At 60.6% G+C, this 12,952-nt stretch carries 10 protein-coding genes; 3 read left to right on the top strand and 7 right to left on the bottom strand.

Annotation, left to right across the window (positions count from 1 at the left end; genetic code table 11):
• Position 1: 1 nt before the first annotated feature.
• The 3 genes from coaD to IV454_RS13040 all read left to right on the top strand — a co-directional run bounded on the left by coaD (position 2) and on the right by IV454_RS13040 (position 2,349).
• Entirely contained in the window at positions 2-1,156 is a 1,155-nt protein-coding gene (gene coaD / locus IV454_RS13050) for a pantetheine-phosphate adenylyltransferase (RefSeq protein ID WP_206091792.1), read from the top strand.
• Positions 1,157-1,569: 413 nt separating this feature from the next.
• The gene (locus tag IV454_RS13045; protein ID WP_206091791.1) at positions 1,570-2,049 is read left to right on the top strand and encodes a hypothetical protein; all 480 of its coding nucleotides are present in this window, start codon (positions 1,570-1,572) and stop codon (positions 2,047-2,049) included.
• Positions 2,050-2,181: 132 nt separating this feature from the next.
• On the top strand, positions 2,182-2,349 hold the full coding sequence (locus tag IV454_RS13040; protein WP_206091790.1) for a hypothetical protein: 168 nt from the start codon (positions 2,182-2,184) through the stop codon (positions 2,347-2,349).
• A gap of 145 nt (positions 2,350-2,494) precedes the next feature.
• On the opposite strand, the gene IV454_RS13035 is transcribed toward IV454_RS13040, so the two are convergent.
• From IV454_RS13035 to IV454_RS13005, 7 genes are all read right to left on the bottom strand, one after another.
• Positions 2,495-3,699, bottom strand: a protein-coding gene (locus IV454_RS13035; RefSeq protein WP_206088614.1) for an IS3 family transposase whose coding sequence is annotated in 2 segments (ribosomal slippage) — positions 2,495-3,414 and positions 3,414-3,699 — 1,206 coding nt in all. Because the reading frame shifts where the segments join, the coding sequence is not laid out codon by codon here.
• Positions 3,700-4,199: 500 nt separating this feature from the next.
• Positions 4,200-5,770 (bottom strand): IS3 family transposase gene (locus tag IV454_RS13030; RefSeq protein ID WP_206091036.1). Its coding sequence is split into 2 segments (ribosomal slippage): positions 4,200-5,314 and positions 5,314-5,770, totalling 1,572 coding nucleotides; the frame shifts between segments, so codons are not numbered across the junction.
• Between the two features lie 520 nt (positions 5,771-6,290).
• A complete protein-coding gene (locus IV454_RS13025; RefSeq protein WP_206091789.1) occupies positions 6,291-6,932 on the bottom strand; it encodes a GNAT family N-acetyltransferase in 642 nt (213 codons plus the stop codon).
• A gap of 135 nt (positions 6,933-7,067) precedes the next feature.
• The gene (locus IV454_RS13020; protein ID WP_206091788.1) at positions 7,068-9,761 is read right to left on the bottom strand and encodes a DNA topoisomerase III; all 2,694 of its coding nucleotides are present in this window, start codon (positions 9,759-9,761) and stop codon (positions 7,068-7,070) included.
• A gap of 247 nt (positions 9,762-10,008) precedes the next feature.
• A complete protein-coding gene (locus IV454_RS13015) occupies positions 10,009-10,473 on the bottom strand; it encodes a Smg family protein (RefSeq protein ID WP_206091787.1) in 465 nt (154 codons plus the stop codon).
• Between the two features lie 66 nt (positions 10,474-10,539).
• The gene (gene dprA, locus IV454_RS13010) at positions 10,540-11,670 is read right to left on the bottom strand and encodes a DNA-processing protein DprA (RefSeq protein ID WP_206091786.1); all 1,131 of its coding nucleotides are present in this window, start codon (positions 11,668-11,670) and stop codon (positions 10,540-10,542) included.
• 7 nt (positions 11,671-11,677) lie between these two features.
• Positions 11,678-12,781, bottom strand: a complete 1,104-nt coding sequence (locus tag IV454_RS13005) for a LysM peptidoglycan-binding domain-containing protein (protein WP_206091785.1) — start codon at positions 12,779-12,781, stop codon at positions 11,678-11,680.
• Positions 12,782-12,952: the final 171 nt, after the last annotated feature.

Below are 12,952 nucleotides of genomic sequence, written 5' to 3'. Positions count from 1 at the left end.
CTTGAAAAAAATCGCATTCTCCGGCACGCTCGACCCGATCACCAATGGCCACTTGTGGGTGATCGGCGAAGCGCGTGAACTGGCCGACGAAGTCGTTGTGCTGATCTCCGAAAACCCGTTCAAGAAGCCACAATTCCATGCGGCCTCGCGCAAGGAGATCGTCGAACGCAGCGTGGCCGCGCAAGGGTGGAGCAATGTCAGCGTGGTGCTGGTGCGCGGCGACTACACGGCGCGCGCGGCCAAGCGGCTGGGCATCGACTTCCTGATCCGCGGCATCCGCAACACCTCCGACTTCGATTACGAGAACCTGATCCAGCAAGCCAATGTCGACGTGCTGCATGGCGCGAAAACGCTGTTCGTGATGCCGCCGCGCGATTTGGGCTCGGTCAGTTCGAGCTTCGTGCGCGGCTTGCAGGGACCGGTCGGCTGGCACTGGACCACGCGCCAGTTCATGCCGGCGCCGGCCTACGACGCGTGGATCCTGGACTGGCTGCGCAAGGACTGGGACAGCCTGTGGGCGGCGGATGACGCCAACGCGGCGGCCTGGTTCGCGCGGCTCACCGGCGAGACCGCCTACGGCTCCTGCCGGCGGCCATATCACAACCTCGATCATCTGGTCCACGGGCTGACCGAAATCACCGTGTGGGCGGCCAACGCCGGCGCTAGCGCGGCGGACATGGCGACGCTCAAAAAAGCCTTCTGGTTCCACGACGCGGTGTATGGCGGCGGCACGGGCACGGGATCGAATGAAGAACAGAGCGCGCAGCTGTGGCTAGCCTCAAGCCTCGACAGCGGGGCAGTGGCGAACGAGGTGGCCAGCCTGATTCGCGCCACCGAGCATCTGGCGCCGGTGGCGGTGCGCCATGCGCTGCAGGATGTGATGCTGGGCGTGGACCTGGCGATCCTGGGCCAGGCAGCGGATATCTACGATGGTTACGCGCGCTCGGTGCGGGCCGAGTACCGGCATGTCGAAGAGACCGACTATCTGGCCGGCCGCGAACGCATCCTGGCGCATTTTCATGCGCAGGCAACAACGGGCACCTTGTATCCGAACGGGTATTTCGCGGACTTGTACAACGAGCGCGCGCGAGAGAACCTGGCGCGCGAACTGGAAACGCTGCGCGAGCGTCAGTCGTTCGCGGGCGAGTGCCCATGATGGGAGGCTATGAGTGACAGCACCCGTTTGAAAATGGGCGTGCTTGCATTCAGCGCCGTTTCCGGCTCACATTTGCTGCAAATGACACAACGCACGTGCTCAAACTATCTGTAAATGAGCTTGCAATCGACAGCACTGGCCCGTATTCCATGCTGATGTACTCGCACTAAATGCAAACAGCAAAGGGCAGTGAATTTGCCCCGTTTTGGTCCAGGTCTGTCGGTGATAATGTCTCAAATAGGCAGAACGAACCCTTGTGATACGCAAAAATCGCCTGAATGGCAACGCCTCGCATAGGTACACCTGTACGGTACAATCGTCTCCAGGCAACTGCCGCTTTCGGCCAAAACCGGTCGTTCGGTTTGAGGGACTAAGGCATAGTAGAGTCATTCTGTATTGCAAAGAGGAAGACGATGAAATTTGGTGAACGCGGCGGATACTGGGTCATTGAATGGTCGAAGGCTTGGGATCCATCTCTTACCGATCTGCTTCACGTCGCGCCGGAACTGGTGGTAGGAAAGCGCGTAGCTATTACCTCATGTGACAGCGGCCCCTACGTGCCATCTGAGGATGAGGTAAAAGCAGGCTGGAGTCGCTGCGAGACCGCAGCGATCAGCAGAGAGGTTGCGAAACTCACGGAGTTGCCGACACCGGGGTTTGATGAATGGTACGTCTATGATTCCATTCCCCTCATTTGTCCAAAGCGAAACCATGTGAATCAGTACGGTTTTTCAGTATTCGATGAAGGCGACGCCACAGAGCTATTTTGGGAACAAATTAGGACCGCCCAACCACTTCATGTACTTGGCGCGGGAACGCCAAACATGTTTTTCGCAACGCGTAACCGCGACAGCTTTGACCAAGTGAAAAGTCTGTACGAAAAAATCGGATGATCCGGTAGTAGCAAGTCATTCGCTTGACTTTGTACGGCAGCTATGGGGCGGAAGCGACCTGATCGGAAGAGGTAGTTCACCGTTGAGTACAATCGCCGGCAACCGGCTACGAGCGGACGGTCGCACAGTACGATGCAGTTTATCACTGCTAAACAATTAAAAATGATCGATGCCACAGAAGCTATGACAACTGACCAATTCGAAGATCTCGGCTGGCATGACAACGCTATCCATGCATTTCGTATCGCTGAGGGAAACGACGGTTGCGGTGGTCAACTGACACTAGACATCGACTACTAAAGTGGACCCATCGGTCAAGACAATTATTCAGCAAGTTTAAGCTGTGTCCGTTTCCACCGCTGCAGCTGGTCGGCGCTGCCCCGTGATTCTCTAATCATGCCGCTGGAGGGCATCATCCTCCAGTGGCCGCCCCCGGCAGGGCTTTCTACCCGCACACCGTTCCCTCAACGACCGCCTCGGCGTCGCCATACTTGTCGACGATCAGCGCTCCGCCGCCGGTCCCGCTGCGATAGACGCTGGCGGGCGTCTCGTAGCCAAGGGACTGGTGAGGACGCTCCGCGTTGTAGAACGCGAAGTACTGGGCCAATCCCACCATCAGCTCGGCCATGTTGGCGTAGCCCTTCAGGTACACGTCCTCGTACTTCACGTTGCGCCACAGGCGCTCGACGAAGATGTTGTCCAGGGCCCGCCCTCTCCCGTCCATGCTGATGTCCACCCGTTCGCGCTTGAGCACGTCCGTGAACGCCTTGCTCGTGAACTGCGAACCCTGATCGCTGTTGAACACCTCGGGCTTGCCATGCTCGCGTAGGGCGTCCTCCAGGCAGTCCACACAGAACGACGCATCCATGCTGTTGCTGAGCCGCCAGGACAGGACCTTGCGGCTGTACCAATCGATTACCGCCACCAGGTAGGCGAATCCCCGCGCCAACCGGATGTAGGTGATATCTGTCGACCACACGTGGTTGGGCCGCGTCACCGGCACGCCCCGCAACAGATACGGATACACCTTGTGCTCTGGATGAGCCTTGCTCGTGTTCGGCCCCGGCGCCATCCCGGCCAGCCCCATGCGGCGCATCAGTCGCTGCACGCGCTTGCGGTTGACGACGTGGCCCGCCGCGCGCAGGAACACCACCATGCGCCGGCTGCCGTAGAACGGCCGGTTCGTGTATTGCTCGTCGATCAGCCGGCACAACAGCAAGTCCTCGGCACCAGCATCTTCCGGCACCTTGGCAGTCAGTCGCCGGTACACCGTCGCGCGCGGCACTTCGGCCAGCTCGCACTGTCGGCTCAGAGGCAGTTCCTCGGCGCCGTCGATCCAGTTCATCCTGGCTTCCTGGCTCACACCCCCAACTTTTTTTTGAGCCAATCGACTTCCATCTTCAGCCGCCCGATCTCGCCATACAGCCGCTCTTCGTCGCCCTTGTCCTCGGCCGGCTTGGGCCCGCGCTTACCCTCGAACAGCGCCCCTGCGGACTCAAGAATTTCCTTCTTCCACTGCCCGACCAGTTGCGGATGCACGGCGTATGACTGCGCGATCTCGCTGATTGTCTTGACCCCGCGAACCGCCTCCAGGCCGACCTTCGCCTTAAACTCGGCCGTGTGTACCTTGCGCTTTTTTGCTTCACCCATTTGCTGTCATCCTTTCAAGGACGATAGCTTAAACTACCCCGTGGCCACTGTCTCAAAATGTGGATCCACTATATACATCCTCGAATGGATTCCGCCAACGGGTCAAGAAGGACAATTTTCGTTCGTTGTGGCGTCCGCTGACCTCATCTTCCTTGAGGTTACAGATTTAGTAATCTCTATCGATTACGCCTCATGCTCTGCATCCCTCCAACCTATGACGATTCAAGAGATTCGTCGAGAAATCTTTACCTACCCTAACGGTTACTCCTCATTCACATGGAAAATCGAACTCAATTCTCCTTTTGACAGTTTCATTTCCTTTCACTCCCCCCGTCTGTCGCAAGTGTTCAAGGGGCAACCTGTTCGCACAACGGCTCAATCGTTGATGCCCTCCCAAAGGGCGATGTGATCGACATTTGAGGCTGTCGGTCGAGAAATCACAACTTCACTTTCCCAAGCCTGCGGAAATTTGCAAGCTAGTTGTCGCCTAAACGCGGTTTCTATGCTGCTTTTTTGAGTTCTGGATTTTTCTCCTTTTTGGTGACGGTCTCCGTGACACTTTTTTCCGGATTGAGGTGCACGGTCGTGACTGGCGCCCAGCTTCGCGTGTCGCCACTCCAGCGCTCCGGGCGCTCGGCCTTGGCCGCCTCATAGACCTCCGTACGTTTGCGCAGCAGCTCGCCATCCAGGCCCGCGTGCCGCTGTGCCGGCGTGACGAACTGGATGGCACTGTGACGGTGCTCCTCGTTGTACCAACGCACGAACGTGCCGACCCACTGCCGCGCGGCCATGAGGCTTTCAAATGAGCGCTGCGGGTAGGCTGGGCGGTACTTGAGCGTTTTGAAGAGGCTTTCGCTGAAGGGGTTGTCATTGCTACACGCGGGCCGACTGAACGATGGGACGACGCCGAGCTTTTGCAGCGTTGCAAGCATGGTGGCACCCTTCATCGGACTGCCGTTGTCAGAGTGCAGCACCACCTGTTTTGGCGCGATATTTTCACGCAAACAAATATCGCGCATCACCTCGCTGGCTAGCTCGCTGCTTTCCGATTCGTAGACCTGCCAGCCGACGATCTTGCGGCTGTAGATATCCATGAAGAGGTAGAGATAGAAATAGATGCCCATGACCGTCGTCGGCAGATAGGTGATGTCCCAGCTAAACAGCTGGCCCGGTGCTGTTGCCACCAGCGCACGGGGCTTGTGGCGGGGTTTTGCCGGCTTCTCGGCCCCACGGTGCTTGAGCTGGTTTGCCGCGTTCAGCAAGCGATAGAACGTCGACTCCGAGGCGACGTACTCGCCCCGGTCGACCAGTTGTGGCACGATCTGGCTTGGTGGGAGGTGGCCGAATTCGGGTGAGTTGGCGATCTCCAGTACGCGCTTGCGTTCCAGATCGCTCAGGCGGTTCTTGGGTGTCTGCACCCGTGCCGGCCGTCGATCACAAGCCCCCTCAGCTTTGTCGTTCTGCCAGCGCTGCAAGGTCCGCTCGCTCAGCGTAATCACCTCGCAGGCCCGCCACTGGCGCGCGCCGGAACCGACCGCCTCGGCCACCAAATCCATCACCTGGTCGCGCTGCGGGAGGTCGGTCATCATTCCTCGTCCTCCCACAGCGCGCGGAACTTTTTTTGCAGGATCAGCAACGCGGCCGCCTCCGCCAACGCGCCATTTTTGCGCACAATCTCGCGCTCGAGCTTTGCAACCTTGTCCTTCAAAGTGCGCATTTCGCGCACGCCCGTTGCGGGCTCTTTTACCTCTCCGCAGAAGGCCGCCTCCCAGCTGGTCAGATGATGGGGGAATATGCCGTGCTCGCGGCACCACGCCTGCAAAGCCTCGTCGGACAAGCCATGGGTGGCCCGCAATGCGGCAAACTGCTCCGCGGCAGTCCAGTCCTGAGGGCGCTTCTCGCGCGCCGTCGGCGCGTCCTTAATGGTCACAACTTTATTCTTCATCCAATATTTTAACGTGTGGTGATTCACATTCAGGTCTTCGGCGACCGACTTGACCGACCGGTGGCCTCGTGAATACACTTTGACCAGGGCTTGTTCGATAAATGCTTCGGGATATTTTGATGACATTGGTGCCTCTATATATTGAAAATTAGAGGCGATAACTAGTTCCGTCGCTGGCCGTGGGCCAAGCATCGGAGTCCGTCCTGCTCGAACAAGAAATCGAAAACCTGACGTCTTGAGGGAACGGGTTCCGCTGCGCTTCACCCGTAACACCCGTCCCCCGCTCCCGGAAACGATGTTAGAAATAAGGCACAAGAACGAACCCTAAACCCCACCACAACGATCAAGATCAGGACATAATTTGTTCAAAAACACACCCGACAAGTAGTCTGACACAGGGGGCCTGCCGCCGAGAGCAAGCGTCCGGTATGGGGGCAACAGCAGCCCCTTCGCGCAGACCGAAAAGGGGGGCCAATACGGGCCGTCATTTGCAGTTAGCGTGGCCGGCGGCCATGGAATTCGAGCCGGCGCCGTCGATTGCAAGCTCATTTGTAGATAGGGTGAGCACGGACCTAGCTTCGTTTGCAGTAAATTCGAACCGAAATCGGCGTCGAATGCGAGCACGGTTGATCTGAAACGCCAGCCGCTACAGCGATGAGGCCGGGAGCACGGCCGTGGAATACGGTGCCAGTACGCGCCAGCCCAGGGAGAGGTATAGCGCGCGCCCGGCCTCGGTGGCCACGAGCAGGCGCTCTGTCGTTCCCGCTTGTTGCGCCAGGGCGTCGAGCGCGATCATCAGTGCGCCGCCGAGGCCCCGTCTGCGATGGGACTCGACGGTTTCGATGCGGTCGAATACGGCAGTTCCATGGTTCAGCACCACCCTCCCTATCGCCGCCGTCTGCCCCGCCGCGTCAAGCAGGCGGATAAGGGATGCCCCATTTTCCTCTTCCATGTTGGCCGTGTAGCCTGCTGGAGGTGCGGCTGATGCGGATATCGGCGTGGACCGGTACATGAGATAGTGGGGAGCTTCGATCGTCCAGCGGGCGGGAAGCGCGCGCCGCAGGTGATCGGGGTCGACCGGCGCCTTCAGATAGATGAAGGGCTCGTGGATGTGGGATGCACATGCTTGAAGCGCTTCACCCGCATCCACAAAGACGTGACGGCGCCACTGATCGGGCCAACCGACGTCCACTGCCAATCCTCCCCCGTGGTGCCTGGGAAGCGGCACACCGCGGGCCAGGCTCCAGCCAGTCAGCCAGCGTTCAAGAAGGCTCAAATCGACGTTCATGAATTGCGTCTCCAACATGGTGATGGATGCAAGGCCTGACAAACGAACACGGGCCCGGCCATAAAAGCCGCAGCGCGGTTTCTACAGACGGGCCCGTATCTGGATGCCAGACTTCGCACCAAGCGGCGCGACGGATTATTCTTCCGCGACAGCTTTCTTGACAGCGGCTTTCTTCGCCGCCGGTTTTTTGGCAGCAGCCTTCTTGGCAGGCGCCTTCTTGGCCGCCGCTTTCTTGGCCGGCGCGGCTTTTTTGGCAGTCGCTGGCGCCGCCTCGTCGCCCTCGGCTACCGGGTCGGCTACCGCCGCCGCTTTGCCCTTGGCGCCCGACTTGTCAGTCGGGCCCTTGGCCTTGCGCTCCTCGAACTCGAAGCTGATCTTGCCATCCTTGCCCTTGACCAGGAAAGCCTTGAACGGACGACGCGTGCGCTGCGACACAAACCCCGGCATCAAATCGGTCTTGCCATCGTTGAGCAGCTTGACCATTTGCTCAGGCAAAATTTCCTGCTGCAAGATGATGCGCCCGCTGCGGAAGTCGCACGTTTTCGGCTTGGCCACGCTGTGCTCGCACACATACGCCAGGCCCATTTCGAATACGCCGGCGGCGCATTTCGGGCACGGTCCGAGCGCGGTCTGGCCGGTGAAGTCGACGCCTTCGCCATCTTCGCCGCCTTCATCGTTCTGGCCGAAATCAAACTCCAGCTTGCAGTTCTTGATCTCTTCATCGCGCACGATGCGCAAAATGGCGGCAAACGGACGCCCCATCTTCGAGCGGAAGCCTTGCATCGGGCCGATCGTGCGTTTTTCCAGCAATTCTTCAACTTCGGCAATCTCGAACTGGCGGCTGCCAGGCGTCTTGCTCATGTTGAATTCGCACTTGGTGCAGGCGAAACGACGGTAGTTTTCCTTGACCACGCCGCCGCAGTTCGGGCATGGCGTGTGCAGAGTGGCGTAATCGCCCGGAATCGTATCGTTGTTGTATTCCTTGGCGCGCTTGACGATGATTTGCGTCATCTGGGCAATTTCACGCATGAACTCTTCGCGCGAAATCTTGCCCTTTTCCATCTGCGACAGCTTGTATTCCCATTCGCCCGTCAGTTCCGGCGCGGTCAGTTCGTTTACGCCGAGGCCGCGCAGCAAGGTCATCAGTTGCGATGCCTTGGCGGTCGGAATCAGCTCGCGCCCTTCGCGCAGCAGGTAGCGCTCGCCCAGCAAGCCTTCGATGATGGCCGCGCGCGTCGCTGGCGTGCCCAGGCCCTTGCCGGCCATGGCGTCGCGCAGTTCGTCGTCGTCGATCAGCTTGCCGGCGCCTTCCATGGCCGACAGCAAGGTCGCTTCCGAATAGCGCGCGGGCGGCTTGGTGACCAGGGCGTTGGGCGTGACTTTTTCGGTCTGCACTTTTTCGCCCTTGGCCACGGGAACCAGGTTGCCGCCGGTGTTGTCGTCCTTGTCGCTGTCGGTCGACGCTTCCTTGCCGTAGATCGCCAGCCAGCCCGGATTGGTCATGACCTTGCCTTCAGTCTTGAACTGGTGGCCGGACACTTCGGTAAAGCGGGTGGTGACCTGGAATTCCGCAGGCGGGAAGAACACGGCCATGAAGCGGCGCGTGACCAGGTCGTACAGCTTCTGCTCCGGCTCCGACAGATTCTTCGGCGCCAGGGTGGTCGGGATGATCGCGAAGTGATCCGAGATCTTGGTGTTGTCGAAAATGCGCTTGTTCGGCTTGACCCAACCCTTGTCGGTGATCTGCTTGGCGAACTGGTGGTAGTTATTGTTTTCCGCCAGGCTCACCATGGTGTCCTTGACGGTGTTCACATAGTCTTCCGGCAGATGGCGCGAATCGGTACGCGGGTAAGTCAATACCTTGTGCTTTTCGTACAGCGCCTGGGCCAGCCCGAGCGTGTTCTTGGCTGAAAAGCCGAAACGGCCGTTGGCTTCGCGCTGCAGGCTGGTCAGGTCGAACAGGGCCGGCGCCATCGATGTGGTCGGCTTCGATTCTTCCGTTACATTGCCCTGGCGGCCCTTGCAAGCCATGGCGATGCTGTCGGCCGCAGCCTTGCTCCACAGGCGCTCGGGGCGCTTCTCGGGGTCGTTCTCGTCCTTCTTGAAGGACTGGTCGAGCCAGCGCCCTTCGTACACGCCGGCGGCGCACACGAACTCGGCGCGCACTTCCCAGTAGTCGCGCGAGATGAATTTCTTGATCTTGTCTTCGCGCTCGACCACGATCGACAGGGTCGGCGTCTGCACCCGGCCCACGGTGGTCAGGTAGAACCCGCCTTCCTTCGAATTGAAGGCGGTCATGGCGCGGGTGCCGTTGATGCCGATCAGCCAGTCCGCTTCCGAACGGCAGCGCGCGGCGTCGGCCAGCGGCAGCATTTCTTCGTCGCTGCGCAGTTGCGTGAAGCCGTCGCGGATCGCGCCCGGCGTCATCGATTGCAGCCACAGGCGCTTGATCGGCTGCTTGGCCTTGGCATTCTGCGCGATCAGGCGGAAAATCAGCTCGCCTTCGCGCCCGGCATCGCATGCGTTGATGAGCTGGGTGACATCCTTGCGCTTGATCAGCTTATTCAAGACCTTGAGGCGGGCCTCGGTCTTGGCGATCGGGTTGAGCGCGAAATACGGGGGAATCATGGGCAGGTGGGCGAAGCTCCACTTGCCACGCTTGACGTCGTGCTCTTCCGGCACCGCGATTTCCAGCAGGTGGCCGACGGCCGACGACAGGACGTATTCGTCCGATTCGAAGTACTCATCGTGCTTGGTGAAGCCGCCCAGCGTCTTGGCGATATCGTTCGCGACGGAGGGCTTCTCGGCGATGATGAGGGTTTTGGTCATAGGTTTTCTCGTCGTACTATATTAAGTGGTTCGGCCCGCGCATCATACATGCTTGGCCGCAGCAGACGGCATTTTGCCAGTCTGATATCGAAATTGTAACAAACCGATAGAGCGGCCAATGATAAGCGGGTTGTCGGGCAATCCGCAAGTAGCCACTGCATGCCGAAGGCCACAATCGTGCCGGCAGCGGGGCAAAAACGTTGCGTGGAAGGGAAAACGGGGCTTGCGCGGGCGGCGCCGGCCGGACTCAATGCAACAGGCGGGGAGCTTGCTCGTCGTCGGAGCCGAACAGGTCGTCGAACATCAGCGCGTCCGGTTCCTTGCCTTGGCTCCACAGCAGCATCAATACGATGATCTTCAGCTTGCCCAGGCCCACCGGCGATTCTTCCAGCGCCAGCGCGCGCTCGATCACGATTTCGCGCTGCACAGGGCTGAGCACGCCCGCACTTTCGAGGAACTGGATGAAGCCGACCGCGGCGCTGCCAAGGGCATCGTATTCTTGTTGCACGTAAAAACGGGTGCCGCTGGAGGTGAACGACAGATTGGTTTCGTCGCCCGCCATTTCGGTCAGGTCGGTCAACCATACGAGCGCTTCCGAAATTTCGACATCGTCGAAACCGACCGCGGACAGTTTGCGCGCCAACGCGGCCGGCTCGGGGCAGGCATCGGGGCGGTAGTACGTCTCGTAAAGGTAGACCAGGATATCGAACATGGCTCTACTCTATCAGTTAAGCTCGCTAAGACACAAGCCCCGTCCGCGCGCCTCTTGCGCCCCTGCTTAGCGCTTTACACGCTGGAACAATCCGCCCGGCAATCGTTCGACATGGCCTGCAAGTTCCAGCGCCAGCAGCTGGCCGGCCAGCACACCAGCGTCGCTGCCGGTGAGCGCGGCCAGTGCGTCGGCGCCGACCGGGGCGTACTCCAGCGCGTCCAGCAGCGCCAGCTGGCCAGGGTCGCAGTCGCCGCTGTCGGGCGCCGCCACGGGCAGGCTGGCCAGGGGCGCCACCTGCAGGGGAATGAGGATATCGTCGGCGCAGTCGACCAGGGTGGCGCCCTCGCGGATCAGGCTGTGGCAGCCCTTGGACAGCGACGCATGGATCGAGCCGGGAATGGCGAACACGTCGCGGCCCTGATCGGCGGCGAGCCTGGCGGTGATCAGCGATCCCGAGCCGGCGGCGGCCTCGACCACCAGCACGGCGCAGCACAGGCCGCTGATCAGGCGGTTGCGGCGCGGGAAGTTGCCGGGCGAAGGGCCGGTACCGAGTGGGTACTCACTGACCATGCAACCCTCTTCGGCAATACGTCTGGCCAGGGCTTCATTACGGCGCGGATAGATGCGGTCGGCCCCGGTGCCGGTCACCGCCACGGTCGAGCCGCAGCCGCGCAAGCCGCCCTCGTGCGCGGCGGCATCGATTCCCAGGGCCAGCCCGGAGACGATGGTCAGGCCGGCAGCGCTGAGCGCACTGGCGAACGCGCGTGCATTGGCCACGCCCTGCCCGCTCGCATTGCGGCTGCCGACCACGGCTACGGCCGGCGCCGACAGCAGGTCGATCCGGCCGGCGGCATACAGCAGCAGGGGCGGCATGGCCAGTTCGCGCAGCAGCGGCGGGAAAGCAGGATGGTCGGGAGTGAGGAGGTAGTGAGCGGGCTGGGCCAGCCAGTCGTGCACGCTGTCGAGGTAGGCGGCGCAGGCGTCGGGCATGGGTTCGCACAGGGCGCGCGCCACCTTGTCGGAGACGAGCTCGCGCAAGGCCAGGTAGGAGGCGGAAAAGATGGACTGCGGGGTGCCGAAGCGGGAAAGCAGGCGCTGCGCCGTAGCGGACCCCACGCCCGGGGTTTGCTCCAGGCGTACCCAGGCAGCCAGGCGTGCGGCCTGGCTGAGGGGGTTGGCGGGGTCCGTGTCTTGCACGGCGGTTTTACTCCGGTGATCTGGCCACGTCGCCGATTTCGACCGGCTCGGTTACCTGCATGATCAAGCCGTACGAAACGTGCTTGAACGTGCGGAAAATGAACAAGGTGCCCGATTGTTCGTCCGGCAGCTTGATCATGGTTTTCGTGGTGCCCAGGATGCCGTGTTTCGGCGCACCCGGATCGACCACCACTTTGCCGATATTGTACAGTTGGAGCACGGTGCCGACATCGACGCCGTCAAGCGTGCCGCGGTTGATGCTGACCACCTGGTTCTGGCCGGCATGGGTCACACCCGAATACACGCCCATGATGCGCGCGTCGACCTTTTGATCGGGCGGATGCGGCATGTAGTTGCGCATGACGGTAGGCGGCGCCGGAATCAGCAGGTCGCCCACGCCGATTTCCTGCTTGGACGTGGCCACCACGAAGGTGTGGGCGTCGACACCGGCCTTGGCTTCGGCAAACAGCTTGGCCGTGCCCAGGTACACCGCTTCATAGGCGACCAGATTGTGGGTTTCCGGATCCCTCAGCGGGGTGCCCGGACGGAACACCTGGAACGAGCTGCCACCCCTGAGATTGCCGCGGACATAGATTTTATCGTCCTTGCCGAGGTAAACGTGGCCTTCCTGGGCGGCCGCGATACGCGGCGAGCCTTTCAGTTCGTCGGCGTCGACGATCAGCGGCTGCGACAGGAACGGCTCGATCACGCCCGACGGAATGGCCTGGATCGCATCCTTGCCCAAGCCTTGGGTACGCACCTGCGGCGACAGGCGCAGCACGCCGTTGGCGCTGCCGGAGCCATCGTCGCCACCTGGACGGGTCAGCGACAAGCGGTTGTTCTTGCGGTCGAAGTAGATCGTCTGGCCCGGATAAATCCAGTGCGGATTGCGGATCTCTTCCTTGTTCAGTCCCCATACCTGGGGCCAGCACCATGGGTGCTCCAGAAACTTGCCGGAAATATCCCACAAGGTATCACCCTTGACCACCAGATGCTGGTCAGGGGCATTGGGCCGGAATTCGCAGGTGGCCGCTTGGGTCGGGGCTGCGAGCAGTCCCGCAAAAAGCGCCACAACCGCTACGCGGACGCCGACTGTGCTAAAATTTTTCATTGAGATGTCCGTAAAGTGCGGCATTAACACGGAATTGCTAGCTGGACACGTCACCTTGCCAGCCACAGCGCAAGAGACAGCGCGATTTAACGCTACCCTATCGACGATATCGATGATAAGGCTTGCCGAACTGGATCAAATTCTGCACATAAATCCTTGAACTAGCAAGAA

Origin of the sequence: Massilia antarctica, from assembly GCF_015689335.1 — a bacterium.
In the GTDB taxonomy this organism is placed as follows: Bacteria; Pseudomonadota; Gammaproteobacteria; order Burkholderiales; family Burkholderiaceae_D; genus Telluria_A; species Telluria_A antarctica.
Note: the sequence above shows the minus strand (reverse complement) of the source record. Positions and strands in the feature narration are given on the sequence as shown.

What these genes read in the sequence shown, in the direction of transcription:
- IV454_RS13045 (WP_206091791.1), top strand. Translation starts at nt 1,570, where the DNA reads ATGAAATTTGGTGAACGCGGCGGATACTGGGTCATTGAATGGTCGAAG.
- IV454_RS13040 (WP_206091790.1), top strand. Translation starts at nt 2,182, where the DNA reads ATGCAGTTTATCACTGCTAAACAATTAAAAATGATCGATGCCACAGAA.
- IV454_RS13025 (WP_206091789.1), bottom strand. Translation starts at nt 6,932, where the DNA reads ATGAACGTCGATTTGAGCCTTCTTGAACGCTGGCTGACTGGCTGGAGC.
- IV454_RS13020 (WP_206091788.1), bottom strand. Translation starts at nt 9,761, where the DNA reads ATGACCAAAACCCTCATCATCGCCGAGAAGCCCTCCGTCGCGAACGAT.
- IV454_RS13015 (WP_206091787.1), bottom strand. Translation starts at nt 10,473, where the DNA reads ATGTTCGATATCCTGGTCTACCTTTACGAGACGTACTACCGCCCCGAT.
- IV454_RS13005 (WP_206091785.1), bottom strand. Translation starts at nt 12,781, where the DNA reads ATGAAAAATTTTAGCACAGTCGGCGTCCGCGTAGCGGTTGTGGCGCTT.